General features: G+C 59.8%; 30 protein-coding genes. 29 read left to right on the top strand and 1 reads right to left on the bottom strand.

The genetic code is table 11. From position 1 onward, the window contains the following. The first annotated feature begins 50 nt into the window (after positions 1–50). The 29 genes from tuf (at position 51) to HRU92_RS04610 (ending at position 16,395) form a co-directional block, all read left to right on the top strand. Positions 51–1,241, top strand: coding sequence for an elongation factor Tu (gene tuf / locus HRU92_RS04470; protein WP_127752904.1), 1,191 nt, complete (start codon positions 51–53; stop codon positions 1,239–1,241). 67 nt (positions 1,242–1,308) lie between these two features. Then, complete coding sequence (gene rpsJ, locus HRU92_RS04475; RefSeq protein WP_072338649.1) at positions 1,309–1,617, top strand: 30S ribosomal protein S10; 309 nt, start codon at positions 1,309–1,311, stop codon at positions 1,615–1,617. A gap of 87 nt (positions 1,618–1,704) precedes the next feature. Further along, entirely contained in the window at positions 1,705–2,406 is a 702-nt protein-coding gene (gene rplC, locus HRU92_RS04480) for a 50S ribosomal protein L3 (RefSeq protein ID WP_127755207.1), read from the top strand. Further along, positions 2,407–3,027: a 50S ribosomal protein L4 gene (gene rplD, locus HRU92_RS04485; protein WP_172123151.1), complete on the top strand. Its 621-nt coding sequence runs from the start codon at positions 2,407–2,409 to the stop codon at positions 3,025–3,027. Next, positions 3,024–3,317 (top strand): 50S ribosomal protein L23, encoded by a 294-nt coding sequence (locus tag HRU92_RS04490; protein WP_127752906.1) that lies wholly within the window; start codon positions 3,024–3,026, stop codon positions 3,315–3,317. Before rplD ends, HRU92_RS04490 begins: the two co-directional genes overlap by 4 nt. Before the next feature lie 15 nt (positions 3,318–3,332). Further along, positions 3,333–4,172 carry a 50S ribosomal protein L2 gene (rplB, locus tag HRU92_RS04495; protein WP_127752907.1) on the top strand — a complete coding sequence of 280 codons (840 nt, stop codon included), beginning with the start codon at positions 3,333–3,335 and terminating at the stop codon, positions 4,170–4,172. Positions 4,173–4,175: 3 nt separating this feature from the next. Continuing rightward, a complete protein-coding gene (rpsS, locus tag HRU92_RS04500; protein WP_126151783.1) occupies positions 4,176–4,454 on the top strand; it encodes a 30S ribosomal protein S19 in 279 nt (92 codons plus the stop codon). 1 nt (position 4,455) lies between these two features. Next, positions 4,456–4,836: a 50S ribosomal protein L22 gene (gene rplV, locus HRU92_RS04505; RefSeq protein ID WP_127752908.1), complete on the top strand. Its 381-nt coding sequence runs from the start codon at positions 4,456–4,458 to the stop codon at positions 4,834–4,836. Then, positions 4,836–5,585 carry a 30S ribosomal protein S3 gene (gene rpsC, locus HRU92_RS04510; RefSeq protein WP_127752909.1) on the top strand — a complete coding sequence of 250 codons (750 nt, stop codon included), beginning with the start codon at positions 4,836–4,838 and terminating at the stop codon, positions 5,583–5,585. The genes rplV and rpsC overlap by 1 nt, the downstream gene beginning before the upstream one ends. Positions 5,586–5,600: 15 nt before the next feature. Further along, entirely contained in the window at positions 5,601–6,014 is a 414-nt protein-coding gene (gene rplP, locus HRU92_RS04515) for a 50S ribosomal protein L16 (RefSeq protein WP_108459097.1), read from the top strand. An 11-nt stretch (positions 6,015–6,025) separates the two neighbouring features. After that, the gene (gene rpmC, locus HRU92_RS04520; protein WP_046172875.1) at positions 6,026–6,220 is read left to right on the top strand and encodes a 50S ribosomal protein L29; all 195 of its coding nucleotides are present in this window, start codon (positions 6,026–6,028) and stop codon (positions 6,218–6,220) included. A gap of 12 nt (positions 6,221–6,232) precedes the next feature. After that, complete coding sequence (gene rpsQ / locus HRU92_RS04525) at positions 6,233–6,487, top strand: 30S ribosomal protein S17 (protein WP_127752910.1); 255 nt, start codon at positions 6,233–6,235, stop codon at positions 6,485–6,487. After that, positions 6,484–6,852 carry a 50S ribosomal protein L14 gene (gene rplN / locus HRU92_RS04530; RefSeq protein ID WP_046138380.1) on the top strand — a complete coding sequence of 123 codons (369 nt, stop codon included), beginning with the start codon at positions 6,484–6,486 and terminating at the stop codon, positions 6,850–6,852. The genes rpsQ and rplN overlap by 4 nt, the downstream gene beginning before the upstream one ends. Continuing rightward, complete coding sequence (gene rplX / locus HRU92_RS04535) at positions 6,852–7,163, top strand: 50S ribosomal protein L24 (RefSeq protein ID WP_127752911.1); 312 nt, start codon at positions 6,852–6,854, stop codon at positions 7,161–7,163. The genes rplN and rplX overlap by 1 nt, the downstream gene beginning before the upstream one ends. Continuing rightward, positions 7,156–7,713 carry a 50S ribosomal protein L5 gene (gene rplE, locus HRU92_RS04540; protein WP_127752912.1) on the top strand — a complete coding sequence of 186 codons (558 nt, stop codon included), beginning with the start codon at positions 7,156–7,158 and terminating at the stop codon, positions 7,711–7,713. Before rplX ends, rplE begins: the two co-directional genes overlap by 8 nt. Before the next feature lie 29 nt (positions 7,714–7,742). Continuing rightward, entirely contained in the window at positions 7,743–8,048 is a 306-nt protein-coding gene (rpsN, locus tag HRU92_RS04545; RefSeq protein WP_127752913.1) for a 30S ribosomal protein S14, read from the top strand. A gap of 12 nt (positions 8,049–8,060) precedes the next feature. Continuing rightward, positions 8,061–8,459 carry a 30S ribosomal protein S8 gene (rpsH, locus tag HRU92_RS04550; RefSeq protein ID WP_127752914.1) on the top strand — a complete coding sequence of 133 codons (399 nt, stop codon included), beginning with the start codon at positions 8,061–8,063 and terminating at the stop codon, positions 8,457–8,459. Between the two features lie 52 nt (positions 8,460–8,511). Then, positions 8,512–9,045 (top strand): 50S ribosomal protein L6, encoded by a 534-nt coding sequence (rplF, locus tag HRU92_RS04555; protein WP_127752915.1) that lies wholly within the window; start codon positions 8,512–8,514, stop codon positions 9,043–9,045. 12 nt (positions 9,046–9,057) lie between these two features. Continuing rightward, positions 9,058–9,420 (top strand): 50S ribosomal protein L18, encoded by a 363-nt coding sequence (gene rplR, locus HRU92_RS04560; RefSeq protein WP_127752916.1) that lies wholly within the window; start codon positions 9,058–9,060, stop codon positions 9,418–9,420. Positions 9,421–9,441: 21 nt separating this feature from the next. Continuing rightward, positions 9,442–9,975 (top strand): 30S ribosomal protein S5, encoded by a 534-nt coding sequence (gene rpsE, locus HRU92_RS04565; RefSeq protein ID WP_127752917.1) that lies wholly within the window; start codon positions 9,442–9,444, stop codon positions 9,973–9,975. Between the two features lie 26 nt (positions 9,976–10,001). After that, complete coding sequence (gene rpmD, locus HRU92_RS04570; RefSeq protein WP_127752918.1) at positions 10,002–10,190, top strand: 50S ribosomal protein L30; 189 nt, start codon at positions 10,002–10,004, stop codon at positions 10,188–10,190. Positions 10,191–10,205: 15 nt separating this feature from the next. Next, positions 10,206–10,703, top strand: a complete 498-nt coding sequence (gene rplO / locus HRU92_RS04575; RefSeq protein WP_172123153.1) for a 50S ribosomal protein L15 — start codon at positions 10,206–10,208, stop codon at positions 10,701–10,703. A gap of 48 nt (positions 10,704–10,751) precedes the next feature. Next, a complete protein-coding gene (gene secY, locus HRU92_RS04580; RefSeq protein WP_127752920.1) occupies positions 10,752–12,089 on the top strand; it encodes a preprotein translocase subunit SecY in 1,338 nt (445 codons plus the stop codon). Further along, positions 12,086–12,655, top strand: a complete 570-nt coding sequence (locus HRU92_RS04585; protein WP_127752921.1) for an adenylate kinase — start codon at positions 12,086–12,088, stop codon at positions 12,653–12,655. The genes secY and HRU92_RS04585 overlap by 4 nt, the downstream gene beginning before the upstream one ends. A 177-nt stretch (positions 12,656–12,832) precedes the next feature. Further along, entirely contained in the window at positions 12,833–13,201 is a 369-nt protein-coding gene (gene rpsM / locus HRU92_RS04590; RefSeq protein ID WP_108398542.1) for a 30S ribosomal protein S13, read from the top strand. 82 nt (positions 13,202–13,283) lie between these two features. Continuing rightward, positions 13,284–13,676 (top strand): 30S ribosomal protein S11, encoded by a 393-nt coding sequence (gene rpsK, locus HRU92_RS04595; RefSeq protein WP_127752922.1) that lies wholly within the window; start codon positions 13,284–13,286, stop codon positions 13,674–13,676. Between the two features lie 99 nt (positions 13,677–13,775). Further along, positions 13,776–14,795, top strand: a complete 1,020-nt coding sequence (locus HRU92_RS04600; protein ID WP_172123154.1) for a DNA-directed RNA polymerase subunit alpha — start codon at positions 13,776–13,778, stop codon at positions 14,793–14,795. A 32-nt stretch (positions 14,796–14,827) separates the two neighbouring features. Continuing rightward, positions 14,828–15,253, top strand: a complete 426-nt coding sequence (gene rplQ, locus HRU92_RS04605; protein WP_127752924.1) for a 50S ribosomal protein L17 — start codon at positions 14,828–14,830, stop codon at positions 15,251–15,253. A 71-nt stretch (positions 15,254–15,324) separates the two neighbouring features. Beyond that, entirely contained in the window at positions 15,325–16,395 is a 1,071-nt protein-coding gene (locus tag HRU92_RS04610) for an NAD-dependent epimerase/dehydratase family protein (protein ID WP_172123155.1), read from the top strand. Here HRU92_RS04610 and HRU92_RS04615 read toward each other — a convergent pair. Then, a complete protein-coding gene (locus HRU92_RS04615; protein WP_248306953.1) occupies positions 16,374–16,904 on the bottom strand; it encodes an AAA family ATPase in 531 nt (176 codons plus the stop codon). The genes HRU92_RS04610 and HRU92_RS04615 overlap by 22 nt on opposite strands. Positions 16,905–16,960: the final 56 nt, after the last annotated feature.

Raw genomic sequence — 16,960 nt, forward strand, 5'->3', positions numbered from 1 at the left:
AGAAACTGAAACTAGGTTGGCCGCAGGGCTAACCGATACGGAGAGAAGCAATGGGCAAGGAAAAGTTTTCCCGCAATAAGCCTCACTGCAACATCGGCACCATCGGTCACGTTGACCATGGCAAGACCTCGCTGACCGCAGCCATCACCAAGGTTCTGGCCGAAACCGGTGGCGCGACCTTCAAGGCGTACGACCAGATCGACGCGGCGCCCGAAGAAAAGGCCCGTGGCATCACCATCAACACCGCTCACGTTGAGTATGAGACTGCCAATCGGCACTACGCTCACGTGGACTGCCCCGGCCACGCCGACTATGTGAAGAACATGATCACCGGCGCAGCCCAGATGGACGGCGCGATCCTGGTCGTGTCGGCTGCTGACGGCCCAATGCCCCAGACGCGCGAGCACATCTTGCTGGCCCGTCAGGTTGGCGTGCCTGCTCTCGTGGTGTTCCTGAACAAGTGCGACATGGTCGACGATCCGGAACTGCTTGAGCTGGTTGAGCTGGAAGTCCGCGAGCTCCTGAGCTCGTACGAATTCCCCGGCGATGATATCCCGATCACCAAGGGCTCGGCCTTGGCCGCTCTCGAGGACTCGGACAAGGCTCTTGGTCACGACGCCGTTCTGGCGCTGATGAAGACCGTTGACGAGTACATCCCGCAGCCAGAGCGTCCTGTTGACCAGCCGTTCCTGATGCCGATCGAAGACGTGTTCTCGATCTCGGGTCGTGGTACTGTGGTGACCGGTCGCGTTGAACGCGGCATCGTCAAGGTTGGCGAAGAAGTCGAAATCGTCGGCATCAAGGCAACCCAGAAGACCACCGTTACGGGTGTCGAAATGTTCCGCAAGCTGCTCGACTCGGGCCAGGCTGGCGACAACATCGGCGCGCTGATCCGTGGTATCGACCGCACCCAGGTGGAGCGTGGTCAGGTTCTGTGCAAGCCCGGTTCCGTGACCCCACACACCGACTTCGTTGCTGAGGCCTATATCCTCACCAAGGAAGAAGGCGGCCGTCACACCCCGTTCTTCGGTAACTACCGTCCGCAGTTCTACTTCCGGACCACCGACGTGACCGGTATCGTGACCCTGCCGGAAGGCACGGAAATGGTTATGCCTGGTGACAACATCAACATGAACGTTCAGCTGATCGTTCCGATCGCAATGGAAGAGAAGCTCCGCTTCGCTATCCGTGAAGGTGGCCGCACCGTCGGCGCCGGCGTGGTCGCCAAGATCCTTAAGTAAGAGCGACTGTTTATTCGCGGCGCGCGGATTGACGCGCGCCGCGTCCATTTCTGTCAGGATTCACAAGATGAACGGTCAAAATATTCGCATCAGGCTCAAGGCCTTTGACCATCGTGTGCTCGATAGCTCGACCCGCGAGATCGTCAATACGGCCAAGCGTACGGGCGCGCAGGTACGCGGCCCAATTCCGTTGCCGACGCGGATCGAGAAGTTCACCGTCAACCGCTCGCCGCACATCGACAAGAAGTCGCGCGAGCAGTTCGAGATCCGGACCCACAAGCGTCTTCTCGACATCGTGGATCCGACTCCCCAGACGGTTGATGCACTGATGAAGCTCGACCTCGCCGCCGGTGTGGACGTCGAAATCAAGCTCTAAGTGACATAATTTTCGCGCTTGCCGCCAACAGGGTCCTCTTGGGAAACAATGACCCGGCACAGCGCCAGTTTGAAAAGGTTTAAACCGATGCGTTCTGGATTGATCGCACAGAAGCTGGGCATGACCCGCATTTTCACCGATGACGGCGCGCATGTGCCGGTCACGGTGCTTGAGCTGCAGAACTGCCAGGTGGTAGGTCAGCGGACTGCGGAAAAAGACGGCTATGTGGCGTTGCAGCTCGGTGCTGGGCAGGCGAAAGCCAAGAATACGACCAAGGCAGAACGCGGCCAGTTCGCCGTCGCCAAGGTCGAGCCAAAGCGCCACGTCGCTGAGTTCCGCGTTGATGAGGCCAACCTCATCGAGGTCGGCGCGCAGCTGCAGGCTGACCACTTTGTCGAAGGCCAGCTGGTGGATGTCACCGGCACCTCGATTGGTAAGGGTTTTGCCGGCGGTATGAAGCGCTGGAACTTTGGTGGTCTGCGCGCGACCCACGGTGTGTCTGTGTCGCACCGTTCGATCGGTTCGACCGGTGGCCGTCAGGACCCGGGCAAGACCTTCAAAAACAAGAAGATGCCGGGCCATATGGGCGATCGTCGCATCACCACGCAGAACCTCAAGGTCGTCAAGACCGATGTCGAGCGCGGTTTGATCATGATCCAGGGTTCGGTCCCAGGTGCCAAGGGCGCTTGGATCATGATCAAGGACGCCGTCAAGAAGCCCGCTCCCAAAGATGCGGCTTTCCCCGGTTCGTTCAAGCCCGCCGCTGATGTTGCGGGGGAGGCAGTATAAATGGAACTCCAGGTAACCACTCTTGATGGCCAGTCGAACGGCAGCGTTACGCTTGCTGACGACGTGTTCGGCCTCGAAGTGCGGCAGGACATCCTGCACCGCATGGTTCGCTACCAGCAGCTCAAGGCCATGTCCGGCACGCACGATGTCAAGCATCGTTCGGAAGGCGTGCGCACGGGCAAGAAGTTCGTGAAGCAGAAGGGTTCGGGCGGCGCCCGTCACGGCGATCGCAAGGCTCCCCAGTTCCGTGGTGGTGGCCGTGCATTCGGTCCGACCCCGCGCAGCCATGCGATCGATCTTCCCAAGAAGGTCCGCGCCCTGGCACTCAAGCATGCTTTGTCGGCAAAGGCTAAGGCAGGCGATCTGATCGTCCTGGATAGCGTTGCGACTGCTGTTCCCAAGACTGCGGCGCTTCGCACCGTGTTCGGCAACTTGGCCTGGTCCAATGCGCTGATCATCGATGGTGCGGCTGTGGACCAGAACTTCGCTCTGGCCGCCCGCAACATTCCGCACATCGACGTGCTGCCGGTGCAGGGGATCAACGTTGTTTCGATCCTCAAGCGTGAAAAGCTCGTCCTGACCAAGGCAGCGCTCGAAGCGCTGGAAGCGAGGTTCGCATGAACAAGCTTAGCGCTTACGACATCGTCCGCAATCCAGTGGTGACTGAAAAGTCGACCATGGCTTCGGAAAACAACCAGGTTGTTTTCGATGTGGCAATCGATGCCAGCAAGACCGAGATCAAGGCTGCCGTCGAGCAGCTCTTCCAGGTCAAGGTGAAGGCAGTTAACACCCTCGTCCGCAAGGGCAAGGTGAAGCGTTTCCGCGGCAAGATCGGCGTTCGTAACGACGTCAAGAAGGCCATCGTGACCCTCGTCGACGGCCAGTCGATCGATATTTCGACCGGCCTCTAAGGGACAGAGACAAAAATGGCTCTAAAAACTTACAATCCCACCTCCGAAGGCCGTCGTCAGCTGATCACGACCGATCGTTCGGAACTCTGGAAGGGCGCTCCGGTCAAGACCTTGACCGAGGGTTTGTCCAAAAAGGGCGGCCGTAACAACCGTGGACGCATCACTGCGTTCCACCGTGGCGGCGGTCACAAGCGGACCTATCGTCTGGTTGACTTTAAGCGCGTCAAGTTCGACTCGGTCGGCACTGTCGAGCGGCTGGAATACGATCCCAACCGCACCGCCTGGATCGCCCTGGTGATCTACGAAGACGGCGAGAAGGCTTATATCATTGCGCCGCAGCGTTTGTCGGCTGGTGACAAGGTCATCTCTTCGATGAACGGCGCCGACGTGAAGCCCGGCAATGCAATGCCGCTCGAGCGTATGCCCGTTGGCACGATCGTGCACAACATTGAGCTTAAGCCCCGCAAGGGCGGTCAGGTCGCTCGCTCGGCTGGTGCTTATGCCCAGTATGTTGGTCGTGACCAGGGTTGGGCGATCCTGCGCCTGAACTCGGGTGAACAGCGCCGCGTGCATGGCACTTGCCTTGCAACCGTTGGCGCGGTTTCCAACCAGGACCACTCCAACACCTCGCTCGGCAAGGCCGGCCGGTCGCGTTGGCTGGGTCGCAAGCCCGTCACCCGCGGCGTGGCCATGAACCCGATCGATCACCCGCATGGTGGTGGTGAAGGCCGTACCTCTGGTGGCCGTCACCCGGTTACGCCTTGGGGCAAGCCGACCAAGGGCAAGAAGACTCGCAGCAACAAGGCAACGGACAAGTTCATCGTTCGTAGCCGCCACGTGAAGAAGGGCAGGTAAAACATGACCCGTTCGATTTGGAAGGGGCCGTTTGTTGACGGCTATCTGCTCAAGAAGGCCGAGAAGGCCCAGTCGTCAGGCCGCAGCGATGTGGTCAAGATCTGGAGCCGCCGCTCGACCATTCTGCCGCAGTTTGTCGGCATCACCTTCGGCGTCCACAACGGCCAGAAGCATGTTCCGGTGAACGTCACTGAAGACATGATCGGCCACAAGTTCGGCGAATTCGCTCCTACCCGTACCTATTACGGGCATGCGGCCGACAAGAAGGCCAAGAGGAAGTAAGATGGGCAAGCCAAAAACCCAGCGTTCGCTCAAGGACAACGAGGCCAAGGCTGTGTTGCGCATGCTGCGCATCAGCCCGCAGAAGCTCAACCTTCTGGCCCAGCTGATCCGTGGCAAGAAGGTCGAGAAGGCTCTCGCCGAACTCGAGTTCTCGCACAAGCGCATTTCCGGCCAGGTCAAGAAGGTGCTCGAGAGCGCCATCGCGAACGCCGAGAACAACCATGGCCTCGATACCGACGCGCTCGTCGTCGCCGAAGCCTATGTCGGCAACTCGCTTGTCATGAAGCGTTTCACGGCTCGTGGCCGTGGCCGGTCGTCGCGGATCGAGAAGCCTTTCGCGCATCTGACGATCATCGTCCGGCAAGTTGAGGAGGCCGCATAATGGGCCAGAAGATCAATCCAATTGGCTTCCGCCTGGGCATCAACCGCACCTGGGACAGCCGCTGGTTCGCCAACAAGGGCGAATACGGTTCGCTGCTGCAGGAAGACCTCAAGATCCGCGAGACTCTGCTCGAGGACCTCAAGGCCGCTGCCGTGTCCAAGATCGTCATCGAGCGTCCGCACCGTAAGTGCCGCGTGTCGATCCACACCGCCCGTCCGGGCATCGTGATCGGCAAGAAGGGCGCGGACATCGACAAGATCCGCGCCAAGGTCAAGAAGTACACTGACAGCGAAGTGCACATCAACATCGTTGAAGTGCGCAAGCCGGAAACCGATGCGACCCTCGTTGCCCAAGGCATTGCCCAGCAGCTGGAACGTCGTGTTGCCTTCCGCCGCGCCATGAAGCGTGCTGTGCAGACCGCAATTCGCATGGGCGCCGGTGGCATCCGCGTGAATGTTGGTGGTCGCCTTGGTGGCGCTGACATCGCTCGTACCGAATGGTACCGCGAAGGTCGCGTTCCGCTGCACACCCTGCGTGCTGATATCGACTACGGCACTGCCGAAGCCGAAACCACGTATGGCATCATCGGTATCAAGGTCTGGATCTTCAAGGGTGAAGTTCTTGAGCACGATCCCACTGCCCATGAGCGTCGCGCGACTGAAGGCAACGATGCCGGTGGTCAGCGTAGCGAACGCAGCGAGCGTGGTCCGCGGCCTGATCGCGGTGACCGCGATCGTGAACGCGCATAAGAAGGTTAGTTCATTATGCTGCAACCAAAAAAGACTAAGTTCCGCAAGGCGCACAAGGGCCGTATCCACGGCGTCGCCAAGGGCGGCACCGAGCTTGCCTTCGGCCAGTATGCCCTCAAGGCAACTGAGCCAGAGCGGGTCACCGCTCGCCAGATCGAAGCTGCTCGTCGCGCCATTACCCGCGAGATGAAGCGCCAGGGTCGTGTCTGGATCCGTATCTTCCCAGATGTGCCGGTTTCCAAGAAGCCGACTGAAGTGCGTATGGGTAAGGGCAAGGGTTCGGTTGAATTCTGGGCTGCTCGTGTTAAACCGGGCCGCATTGTATTCGAGATCGACGGCGTCCCCGAGGACGTTGCCAAGGAAGCGCTGCGCCTTGGCGCAATGAAGCTTCCGATCATGACGCGGGTTGTTACCCGCATTGCCGACTAAGGACTGCGAGCATGAAAGCCAGTGATGTGCGGAGCAAGACCGCAGACGAACTGAAGGATCAGCTCGTCGACCTCAAGAAAGAACAGTTCAACCTGCGTTTCCAGCGCGCTACCCAGCAGCTGGAAAAGCCGGCCCAGGTAAAGTCCGTCCGCCGCGACATCGCGCGGATCAAGACGATCCTCGGCGAAAAGAACGCAGCGAAGTAAGGAGCCGCGACCATGCCAAAGCGCGTTTTGCAGGGGACTGTGGTCTCCGACGCCAATGAGAAGACGGTCGTGGTGCGCGTTGAGCGCCGCTTCACGCATCCCGTGATGAAGAAGACGGTTCGCCGGTCCAAGAAGTATCACGCCCATGACGAGGCCAATCTGGCCAAGGTCGGGCAGATCGTTTGGATCGAAGAGTGTGCGCCGATTTCCAAGAACAAGCGCTGGACGCTGGTTCAGGACGCGGCTCAGGAAGGTGCTACGCCATGATCCAGATGCAGTCCAATCTCGATGTTGCCGACAACTCCGGCGCCAAACGGGTCATGTGCATCAAGGTACTGGGCGGTTCGCACCGCAAGTACGCTTCGGTCGGCGACATCATCGTCGTCTCCGTCAAGGATGCCATTCCACGTGGCCGTGTCAAGAAGGGCCAGGTCATGAAGGCCGTGGTCGTTCGCACCGCGTTCGACATCCGTCGTCCCGATGGCACCGTAATACGCTTCGACAAGAATGCCGCGGTTCTGATCAACAATCAGAAAGAGCCAATCGGCACTCGTATCTTCGGACCAGTTCCGCGCGAGCTTCGCGCCAAGAACCACATGAAGATCATTTCGCTCGCGCCAGAGGTGCTGTAATGGCTGCCAAGATTAAAAAGGGCGACAAGGTCGTCGTCCTGGCCGGCAAGGACAAGGGCAAGACCGGGCAGGTCCTGCAGGTCATCCCGACCGAAACCAAGGCGCTGGTCCAGGGTATCAACCTGGTTCGTCGCCACACCAAGCAGACCGCGTCGACCGATGCAGGGATCTTCACCAAGGAAGCCCCGATCCATTTGTCGAACATCGCGCTCGCCGACAAGGATGGCAAGCCCACCCGCGTCGGTTTCCAGATCAACGACGGCGTCAAGACGCGCGTTGCCAAGTCGACCGGAGATGTGATCGATGGCTGAGACCGCTTACATTCCGCGGCTTCGTACCGAGTATGAAGAAAATATCCGCAAGGTTCTTCAGGAGCAGTTCTCCTACAAGAACGTCATGGAAATGCCCAAGCTCGACAAGATCGTGCTGAACATGGGCGTTGGCGAAGCCGTCAACGACACCAAGAAGGTCAAGAGCGCTGCGGGCGATCTGGAAAAGATTGCCGGCCAGAAGCCCGTGATCACCCATGCTCGCAAGTCGATCGCCGGCTTCAAGGTGCGCGAAGACATGCCGCTGGGCGTCAAGGTCACGCTGCGCAAGACGCGCATGTATGAATTCCTTGACCGTCTGGTCAACATTGCGCTGCCCCGCGTGCGAGATTTCCGCGGCCTCAATCCGAATTCATTTGACGGCCGTGGCAACTACGCTATGGGCATCAAGGAACATATCATCTTCCCGGAAATCAACTACGATCAGGTTGACCAGGTCTGGGGCATGGACATCGTCATTGCGACGACGGCCAAGAGCGATGATGAGGCGCGCGCGCTTCTTAAGGCATTCAACTTCCCGTTCCGCCAGTAAGCGGGCAGGGGAAGGATAAGGAACAGGACATGGCCAAGACCAGCTCCATTGAAAAGAACAAGAAGCGCGTTGCGCTCGCCAAGCAGTATGCCGGCAAGCGCGCAGCTCTCAAGGCGCAGACCAAGGATCAGTCGATCCCCATTGATCAGCGTTTCGCGGCCCAGTTGAAGCTGGCCGAACTGCCGCGCAATTCCGCCAAGGTGCGGGTGCGCAATCGTTGCGAAGTGTCGGGTCGTCCACGCGCTTACTATCGTAAGCTCAAGATGAGCCGTATTGCCCTGCGTGAGCTGGGCAACATGGGCATGATTCCCGGCCTCGTGAAGTCGAGCTGGTAAGGAGAATCTGAGATGAGCTTTTCCGATCCCATCGGCGATATGCTGACCCGCATCCGCAATGCCCAGTTGCGCCGCAAGACTTCCGTGTCCACGCCGGCTTCCACGCTGCGTGGCCGCGTCCTGGACGTGCTTCAGTCCGAAGGCTTCATCCGCGGCTATTCGGAAACCAAGTTCGAGAACGGCGCTGCCGAATACGAAATTGAACTGAAGTATGCCGAAAACGACCCCGTGATTCGCACCATCGAGCGCGTTTCGCGTCCCGGCCGTCGCGTTTATGCGTCGGTCAAGAATATCCCCCAGGTTGCGAATGGCCTGGGTGTGTCGATCCTCTCCACCCCCAAGGGTGTGATGGCCGACCACGAAGCCAAGGCCGCCAATGTCGGTGGCGAGGTACTCTGCCGCGTGTTCTAGGGCTTGTGCCCTGGATCCACGGTAAGACGATTACTCAAGGATTGAACTGAAAATGTCACGTACTGGCAAGAAACCGGTTGCACCGGTGAGTGGCGTTACGGTGACCGTCAATGGTCGCACCGTAACCGCCAAGGGGCCCAAGGGCGAGCTGAGCCTGCCCCTCATGGAAGTTGTCAATGTTGAGCAGGGCGACGACGGCATCACCGTTGTTCCGGCCAACGACACCCGTGAGGCGCGCGCTGCCTGGGGCACCACCCGTGCACTGATCCAGAACATGGTCACCGGTGTCAGCACGGGCTTTGAAAAGCGGCTGGCGATCCAGGGTGTTGGTTATCGCGCTGCAATGCAGGGCAAGGACATCAAGCTTTCGCTTGGGTTCAGCCACGAAGTGATCTACCAAGCCCCTGCGGGCATCACGCTTGCTGTCCCTGCACCGACCGAGATCATCGTAACCGGTACGGACAAGCAGCAGGTTGGCCAGGTTGCGGCCAATATCCGCGAGTGGCGTGCTCCAGAGCCCTACAAGGGCAAGGGCGTGCGGTACCTGGGCGAACAGGTCTTCCGCAAAGAAGGCAAGAAGAAGTAAGGAGCGCCAGCTATGGCTATTAGTGCAAAAGGTGCGGAGCGCCGCAAGGCCCGTGTCCGCAAGGCGCTCAAGGCTCGTGCCTTCGGTCGTCCGCGTCTGTCGGTTTTCCGTTCGGACAAGAATATCTACGCTCAGATCATCGATGACACGACGGGTCGCACCCTTGCGGCCGCTTCGACGCTCGACAAGGACATCAAGTCCAGTGTTGCCAATGGCAGCACCGCCGAGGCTGCAGCAGCGATCGGCAAGTTGATTGCCGAGCGCGGCACCCAGGCTGGCGTTGCCGAAGTCGTCTTCGACCGTGGGTCGTACATCTATCACGGCCGTGTAAAGGCCCTTGCAGAGGCAGCCCGCGAGGGCGGTCTGCAGTTCTAAGACACGGCAAGGAAAAACATTATGAGCAGAGACGTTCAAGAACGCGAAAGCGAATTCGTCGATCGCCTGGTCCACATCAACCGTGTGGCTAAGGTGGTCAAGGGTGGCCGTCGCTTCGGCTTTGCAGCGCTTGTTGTTGTTGGCGACCAGAAGGGCCGCGTTGGCTTTGGTCACGGCAAGGCGCGCGAAGTTCCAGAAGCAATCCGCAAGGCCACAGAGCAGGCGAAGCGGCAGATGATCCGCGTACCCCTGCGCGACGCTCGTACGCTGCACCACGATGTGCAGGGTCGTCACGGCGCCGGCAAGGTGATCCTGCGCGCAGCCGTTCCCGGTACCGGCATCATTGCTGGTGGTCCGATGCGCGCTGTGTTCGAAACTCTTGGCATCAACGACATCGTTGCTAAGTCGCAGGGCACTGCAAACCCATACAACATGGTGCGGGCTACCTTTGATGCGCTCAAGCGCGTTGATAGCCCTCGCTCGGTGGCCTCCCGTCGTGGCCTAAAGGTTTCCGAACTGCAGGCTCGCCGCGGCGAAGCTGCCGTCGAAGTCTGATCGCACCACCTAGTCGGAGATTAAAAATGGCTGATGGCAAAACCATTACCGTCCAGCAGATCGGATCACCGATCCGCCGTGACAAGGTGCAGCGTGCAACCCTGATCGGTCTGGGGCTGAACAAGATGAACAAGAAGCGCGAGCTGATTGATACGCCCGAAGTGCGCGGCATGATCAACAAGCTCCCGCACCTCGTCCGCGTAATCGGCGAGTAGGAAAGAAGGTCCCCCATGACCCGTTTGAACGAACTTCGTGATAATCCAGGCTCCAGCAAGACCCGTATCCGCGTAGGCCGCGGTATCGGTTCGGGCAAGGGAAAGACCGGTGGTCGCGGTGGCAAGGGCCAGACCGCACGCTCAGGCGTGGCGATCAACGGTTTTGAAGGCGGCCAGATGCCCCTTCACATGCGTATGCCAAAGCGCGGCTTCAATCCGCCGAACCCCAAGGACTGGAACCAGATCCGTATCGATCGCATCCAGAACTACATCGATAGCGGCAAGCTGGACGTGTCCGGTATTGTCGATGCTCAGGCTCTTGTTGCTGCCGGCGTGATCCGTCGCGTCAAGGACGGCGTGCGCCTGATCGGTGCTGAGGGTTTCACCGCCTCCAAGGTCACCTTCAAGGTTGATTATGCAACCAAGGGTGCGCTTGCAGCTATTGAATCTGCAGGCGGCAAGGTCGATTTGCTCAAGGCAAAGTCGACGGCAGAGGACGCACAGGCCGAGTGATTTCACTCGGTCTTACGCGCCTGGCCTTAAAGCCATAGGGAGCGATGCATGGCGTCCGCAGCCGAGCAACTAGCTCGTAATCTAAACTTCTCGACCTTCTCGAAGGCCAAGGCCCTTCAGCAGCGCATCTGGTTCACACTGGGCGCGCTGCTCGTTTATCGTCTTGGCACTTTTATTCCCGTTCCTGGCATTGATCCGGACGCGTTCCGCGCGACCTTCGAACAATCCCAGCAGGGCATTATCGGCATGTTCAACATGTTCGCCGGCGGTGCCGTCGAACGCATGGCGATCTTTGCCCTCAACCTGATCCCCTATATCACGGCTTCGATCGTCGTGCAGGTGATCGCCACCGCATCGCCTCGTCTTGAGGCGCTCAAGAAAGAAGGCGAAGCTGGCCGTCGCAAGATGAACCAGTACACGCGCTATCTTGCCGTGGTGTTTTGTGCCGTTCAGGCCTATGGCATCGCCGTCGGACTGGAGGGCAGCCAAGGCGTTGTGCTCAATCCAGGTTGGTTCTTCCGTATCTCGACGGTGATCACGCTGGTTGGCGGCACCATGTTCCTGATGTGGTTGGGCGAACAGATCACTGCACGCGGCGTAGGTAACGGCATTTCCTTGATCATCTTTGCCGGTATTGTCGCCAACCTGCCGACCACGATTGTTCAGACTTTCGAGCTGAGCCGGACCGGTGCCTTGCCGCCCCTGGCTGGCTTTGGCATCGTGCTGCTTTCGATTGCGGTGATTGCCTTCATCGTGTTCTTTGAACGCGCCCAGCGCCGGCTGCTGATCCAGTATCCAAAGCGCCAGGTCGGCAACAAGATGTTCCAAGGCGATACCTCGCATCTGCCGCTCAAGCTCAACACGGCAGGCGTGATCCCGGTGATCTTCGGTTCATCGCTCCTGCTGCTGCCTGCAACCATCGCGTCCTTTGCCGCTCAAGGCAACGCGCCGCAATGGCTTCAGGTGACCACGGCGCTGCTTGGTCGTGGGCAACCACTTTACCTTGCGCTCTTTGCCTTCTTCATCATTTTCTTCGCCTTCTTCTACACGGCAATCGTCTTCAACCCGCAGGAAACTGCCGACAATCTCAAGCGCTCTGGCGGCTTCATCCCGGGCATTCGTCCCGGCGAACGGACCGCTCAGTACATCGACTATGTGCTGACTCGTATCACTCTGATCGGCGCGCTTTATCTGACTGTTGTGGCGCTGATTCCCGAGTTGATCCACAACCAGCTGGCGGTGAGCCAGTTCATCGGCGGCACCTCGCTGCTGATCATGGTGACGGTGACGCTCGATACGGTTAGCCAGATCCAGAGCCATCTGATCGCGCAGCAATATGAAGGGCTGGTCAAGAAGTCTCGTCTGGGTGGGGGCAAACGTCGATGAGGTTGATCCTGTTGGGGCCGCCAGGAGCGGGCAAGGGGACACAAGCAAAAATCCTGCTGGAGACCTACGGAATTCCGCAGCTCTCCACCGGGGACATCCTGAGGTCGGCTATTGCGGCCAAGACCCCGTTGGGGCTTGAGGCCAAGGCCATTGTGGATCGTGGGGATCTAGTTTCCGACGAGATCGTCAATGGCATCGTTGCTGAACGCCTCGATGCACAGGACTGCCAGCCGGGCTTTATCCTCGACGGCTTTCCCCGCACCATTGCCCAGGCGGAAGCCTTGGGTGAGATGCTGGCGGCCAAGGGTGTCGAGCTCGACGCCGTGGTCGAGATCAAGGCCGATCCCGATGTTCTGGTCCAGCGCGTGATTAATCGCGCCAAGGAAAGTGGCGGCGCTCGCGCCGACGACAACGAGGACGTGCTGCGCAAGCGCCTTGCCGTTTACGGCGAGCAAACCGCGCCGTTGGTTGCCTATTACAGTGGCAAGGGTCTACTGCGAACTGTGGACGGCATGGCGCCGGTCACCGCAGTGACCGATGCCATCAAGGCGGCCATCGAGCACTGAAGGCAGATTTGGCAGGGCAGTTGACTCTGGCTTGTCAAGTCCTTAAAGAACCGCGTCAGTTCCATAGATTATTGGGCTGGATTCGGTTCCTCAATTGGTTGGGGGTCGAAATCCGGTCCCTTGTTGTTTAAAGGCACGGGCCGTGACGGTATCCGTGTTGAATGAAGGAGAGCAGACGTGGCTCGTATTGCTGGCGTCAATATCCCGACGAATAAGCGCGTGATCATCGCGTTGCAGTATATCCACGGGATCGGTGACAAGTTCGCCGAGGATATCTGCACCAAGGTTGGCATTCCAGCCGAGCGCCGCGTCAATGAATTGACCGACGCTGAAGTTATCCAGATCCGTGAAACCATCGACCGCGACTATGTCGTGGAAGGTGATCTGCGCCGCAATGTGGCAATGAACATCAAGCGTCTGATGGACCTGGGTAATTATCGCGGCCTGCGCCACCGTCGCGGTTTGCCGGTTCGCGGTCAGCGTACCCACACCAATGCCCGCACCCGCAAGGGTCCGGCCAAGCCGATCGCCGGCAAGAAGAAGTAAGAACCCATTTGGGGTTCTTCGATGTAGCTGCCGGGGCCGCTCCAAGGCTGACGGCAGCGTAGATATCGATCAGAGGAATTAAATGGCTAAGACTGAAACCACGCGCGTCCGCCGCAAGGAGCGCAAGAATATCACGTCGGGTGTTGCTCACGTGAATGCATCCTTCAACAACACCATGGTCACCATCGCTGACATGCAGGGCAACACGATTTCGTGGAGCTCCTCGGGTGTGATGGGCTTCAAGGGTTCTCGCAAGTCGACCCCGTACGCGGCTCAGGTCGCTGCTGAAGATGCCGCCAAGAAGGCTCAGGAACACGGCATGAAGACCCTTGAGGTTGAAGTGCGCGGTCCTGGTTCGGGTCGCGAGTCTGCGCTGCGCGCTCTCCAGGCTGCCGGTTTCAACGTCACCTCGATCCGTGACGTCACTTCGATCCCGCACAACGGCTGCCGTCCGCGCAAGCGGCGCCGCGTTTAATAGAGCAGTCAAGAGCTCCCGGCCGGGGCGGCCGGGAGTCTTATTGCGTTTGCGGCGGTGCGGCCGGGCGAGGGCCGCGATTTTGAAAGGACAAGAACCGTGACGATCCAGAGGAACTGGCAAGAACTGATTAAGCCGACCAAGCTGGAGATTGTTTCGGGCAGCGATAACGCGCGCGTGGCCTCGGTTGTTGCCGAGCCGCTTGAGCGCGGTTACGGGCTTACCCTTGGTAACGCCCTGCGTCGCGTGCTGCTGTCGTCGCTCCAGGGCGCGGCGGTGACGGCAATCCAGATTGATGGCATTCTGCACGAATTCTCCTCGCTGCCGGGCGTGCGCGAGGACATGACCGACCTTGTCCTCAACGTGAAAGAGATCGCGTTGAAGATGGGCGGCGAAGGCCCAAAGCGTCTGCAGCTCACGCGGCAGGGGCCGGGCGCTGTAACCGCGGGCGACATCAAGGTCACCGGCGATATCGAAGTGCTGAACCCCGATTTCGTGATCTGCCATCTTGATGATGGCGCCGAGATCAATATCGAGTTCACTGTGAACACCGGTAAGGGCTATGTGCCTGCCGACAAGAACCGTCCTGAAGACGCGCCGATCGGCTACATCCCGGTCGACTCGCTGTTCTCGCCGGTTCGTCGCGTGTCCTACAAGGTCGATGCCACCCGTGCTGGTGAATCGCTCGACAAGGACAAGCTGACGCTGCAGGTGGAAACCAATGGTGCGATCTCGCCGGATGATGCCGTGGCTTATGCCGCTCGCATTCTGCAGGATCAGCTCTCGGTGTTCGTGAACTTCGAAGAGCCCAGCAAGGAAAAGGCGCAGGATTCCGTGCCCGAGCTGGCCTTCAATCCGGCGCTGCTCAAGAAGGTCGACGAACTCGAGCTTTCGGTGCGTTCGGCCAACTGCCTCAAGAACGACAACATCGTTTACATCGGCGACCTGATCCAGAAGACGGAAGCCGAGATGCTGCGGACCCCGAACTTCGGCCGCAAGTCGCTCAACGAAATCAAGGAAGTCCTGGCACAGATGGGGCTTCATCTCGGAATGGACGTCAACAACTGGCCACCCGAGAATATCGATGACCTCGCCAAGCGCTACGAAGATCATTATTGATCGCGCGCTGCCAAGCACTTTAGGAGACCACCATGCGCCACGGTAATTCAGGCCGCAAACTCAACCGTACGGCCAGCCATCGCAAGGCGATGTTTGCCAACATGTCCGCCGCGCTGATCAAGCACGAGCAGATCGTCACCACGCTTCCCAAGGCCAAGGACCTGCGTCCGATCGTCGAGAAGCTCGTCACCCTCGCTAAGCGCGGCGACCTGCATGCCCGCCGTCAGGCTATCGCTCAGATCCGTGACGAAGGCCAGGTTGCCAAGCTGTTCGCAGTGCTCGGCCCGCGTTATGCCGAGCGTCAGGGCGGCTATATCCGCATCATGAAGGCCGGCTTCCGCTATGGCGACAATGCGCCCATGGCCGTGATCGAGTTTGTCGATCGTGACGTCAATGCCAAGGGCCAGGACAGCGGCCCGGTACAGTATCGCGACGAAGACGAGTCCGAAGCCGCGTAAGCGCTCAGACCCATAGACTTTTAGAAGCGGCTGCGGTTCACTCCGTGGCCGCTTTTGTTTTGGGTGCCGCAATGCAGTCTGGTCGGATCCTGGTCACCGGTGCGAGTGGGTTTGTCGGAAAGTGGACCGTCCTCGAGTTGCTGCACGCCGGTTTTGACGTACGCGGCACGGTGCGCTCCGAAGGCAAGGCAGAGGCCGTCCGCAAGACTGTCGCCGCCGAGTTGGGGCAGGGGGTCTTGTCACGCCTGCAACTCGTCAAGCTCGACCTGATGCACGATCGGGGTTGGCGGGACGCGATGATCGGGGTGGATGCGATTGTCCATGTCGCAGCCCAGATCCTCGGTATCGAACCCAAAGATCCGCAGGAGGTTATCGCCCCGGCCGTAGAGGGCACCGAGCGGGTCTTGCGCTTTGCCGTGGTCACGGGGGTCAAACGCGTGGTGATGACGTCTTCAATCGCCACCGTCGGCTATGGCCATGGGCATGTCACGGGCCAGCGGGTTTACACCGAGGAGCACTTCACCGATCTCGCCGCGATGAAGTTCACCTGGGCCTATTGCGTGGGCAAGACCAAGGCTGAACGCGCCGCCTGGGCTTATGCGCGCTCCGAGGGCTTGGCGCTGACCACGATCCACCCTGGCGCCATCCTGGGACCGGCGCTCGACGATGATGCCAGTGTGTCCCTGCGCATGGTCTCGGGGCTTCTGGAGGGCTCTACGCCCGCCATGCCCAGCAATGGCTTTTCGGTGGTGGATGTCCGCGACGTGGCCGCGATGCACGTTGCCGCGCTCCAGCAGTCATCCTCTGCCGGGCACCGTTATCTGGCGACCTCGGACTATGTGCCGTTTCCCGATGTGGCCGAAATCTTGCGCAGCGCCTATCCCGACCGGGCCATCACCCGCAAACAGGTGCCCGATTGGTTGATTAAGCTGCTGGCGCGGTTTGGCGGGCCCACGCGCCAGATCATCAATGATATCGGCAACCAGAAACATTACGATCGCACCAAAGGGGAGGGCTTGCTTGGCCGCCCCTTCATCAGCGGGCGGGATGCCATTCTCGCCACCGCCGAAAGCGTGATCCGGCTCGGCTTGGTAAAGCCGACCGATGCCAACACGCCGGCTCAGAGCGCCCAGGCACAATAAAGCGCCTTCACCTCATCGAGGCTCCGGCAGAACACCACGGGCAGGCCGGCCTCCGCCGCCAGCAGGTTCAGGCGATCAGTGCTGCGCCGCGTCTTCCAGATCCAGCGGATCATCGCCCATTTGACGCTGTCCTTGTTGCCTTCGAGGCTGCCGGCACGGCGCTTCTGCAACAGGGTTCGCCTGAGATAGCGCAGATGGCGCCGGATGAAATGGTCATCGAGAATGATGACGCCGGTAGCACGCTGAAGGCGCTGCGGCAGCAGTAGCGAATAGTTGCCGTCCATCACCCAACGCTCACAACGGATGGCCTCGTCGTGTAGCTGGTGAAACTGTGCATCCGGGCGCAACTGCCAGTCCGTGCCCGGCAGGTGCCGAAGCTGGTCGAGGTGCACCGGTGTCGCTCCAAGCTTCTGGGCGAGGGCTACGCACAGCGTTGACTTGCCGGCATTGCTGGGCCCCATGATCACGATGCGCTCGCCCATGGCGGCCAGCGGCGGCAATTGCGGCATCTTCCTCCTCCCCAAAACGAAAAGGCCACCCCGATGGTCTGGGGTGGCCCTTGTTC

The organism is Devosia sp. 1635, from assembly GCF_013185955.1.
GTDB lineage: Bacteria > Pseudomonadota > Alphaproteobacteria > Rhizobiales > Devosiaceae > Devosia.

Bases quoted from the DNA above. Each gene is read 5' to 3' on its own strand.
- rpsN (WP_127752913.1), top strand. From the start codon at position 7,743: ATGGCCAAGACCAGCTCCATTGAAAAGAACAAGAAGCGCGTTGCGCTC.
- rplO (WP_172123153.1), top strand. From the start codon at position 10,206: ATGACCCGTTTGAACGAACTTCGTGATAATCCAGGCTCCAGCAAGACC.
- rpsC (WP_127752909.1), top strand. From the start codon at position 4,836: ATGGGCCAGAAGATCAATCCAATTGGCTTCCGCCTGGGCATCAACCGC.
- rpsE (WP_127752917.1), top strand. From the start codon at position 9,442: ATGAGCAGAGACGTTCAAGAACGCGAAAGCGAATTCGTCGATCGCCTG.
- rplX (WP_127752911.1), top strand. From the start codon at position 6,852: ATGGCTGCCAAGATTAAAAAGGGCGACAAGGTCGTCGTCCTGGCCGGC.
- rpsQ (WP_127752910.1), top strand. From the start codon at position 6,233: ATGCCAAAGCGCGTTTTGCAGGGGACTGTGGTCTCCGACGCCAATGAG.
- rplR (WP_127752916.1), top strand. From the start codon at position 9,058: ATGGCTATTAGTGCAAAAGGTGCGGAGCGCCGCAAGGCCCGTGTCCGC.
- rpmC (WP_046172875.1), top strand. From the start codon at position 6,026: ATGAAAGCCAGTGATGTGCGGAGCAAGACCGCAGACGAACTGAAGGAT.
- rpmD (WP_127752918.1), top strand. From the start codon at position 10,002: ATGGCTGATGGCAAAACCATTACCGTCCAGCAGATCGGATCACCGATC.
- rplN (WP_046138380.1), top strand. From the start codon at position 6,484: ATGATCCAGATGCAGTCCAATCTCGATGTTGCCGACAACTCCGGCGCC.
- rpsJ (WP_072338649.1), top strand. From the start codon at position 1,309: ATGAACGGTCAAAATATTCGCATCAGGCTCAAGGCCTTTGACCATCGT.
- secY (WP_127752920.1), top strand. From the start codon at position 10,752: ATGGCGTCCGCAGCCGAGCAACTAGCTCGTAATCTAAACTTCTCGACC.
- tuf (WP_127752904.1), top strand. From the start codon at position 51: ATGGGCAAGGAAAAGTTTTCCCGCAATAAGCCTCACTGCAACATCGGC.
- rplQ (WP_127752924.1), top strand. From the start codon at position 14,828: ATGCGCCACGGTAATTCAGGCCGCAAACTCAACCGTACGGCCAGCCAT.
- rpsS (WP_126151783.1), top strand. From the start codon at position 4,176: ATGACCCGTTCGATTTGGAAGGGGCCGTTTGTTGACGGCTATCTGCTC.
- rplD (WP_172123151.1), top strand. From the start codon at position 2,407: ATGGAACTCCAGGTAACCACTCTTGATGGCCAGTCGAACGGCAGCGTT.
- HRU92_RS04610 (WP_172123155.1), top strand. From the start codon at position 15,325: ATGCAGTCTGGTCGGATCCTGGTCACCGGTGCGAGTGGGTTTGTCGGA.
- rpsK (WP_127752922.1), top strand. From the start codon at position 13,284: ATGGCTAAGACTGAAACCACGCGCGTCCGCCGCAAGGAGCGCAAGAAT.
- rplF (WP_127752915.1), top strand. From the start codon at position 8,512: ATGTCACGTACTGGCAAGAAACCGGTTGCACCGGTGAGTGGCGTTACG.
- HRU92_RS04615 (WP_248306953.1), bottom strand. From the start codon at position 16,904: ATGCCGCAATTGCCGCCGCTGGCCGCCATGGGCGAGCGCATCGTGATC.
- rpsH (WP_127752914.1), top strand. From the start codon at position 8,061: ATGAGCTTTTCCGATCCCATCGGCGATATGCTGACCCGCATCCGCAAT.
- rplP (WP_108459097.1), top strand. From the start codon at position 5,601: ATGCTGCAACCAAAAAAGACTAAGTTCCGCAAGGCGCACAAGGGCCGT.
- HRU92_RS04585 (WP_127752921.1), top strand. From the start codon at position 12,086: ATGAGGTTGATCCTGTTGGGGCCGCCAGGAGCGGGCAAGGGGACACAA.
- rplE (WP_127752912.1), top strand. From the start codon at position 7,156: ATGGCTGAGACCGCTTACATTCCGCGGCTTCGTACCGAGTATGAAGAA.
- HRU92_RS04490 (WP_127752906.1), top strand. From the start codon at position 3,024: ATGAACAAGCTTAGCGCTTACGACATCGTCCGCAATCCAGTGGTGACT.
- rplV (WP_127752908.1), top strand. From the start codon at position 4,456: ATGGGCAAGCCAAAAACCCAGCGTTCGCTCAAGGACAACGAGGCCAAG.
- rplC (WP_127755207.1), top strand. From the start codon at position 1,705: ATGCGTTCTGGATTGATCGCACAGAAGCTGGGCATGACCCGCATTTTC.
- rplB (WP_127752907.1), top strand. From the start codon at position 3,333: ATGGCTCTAAAAACTTACAATCCCACCTCCGAAGGCCGTCGTCAGCTG.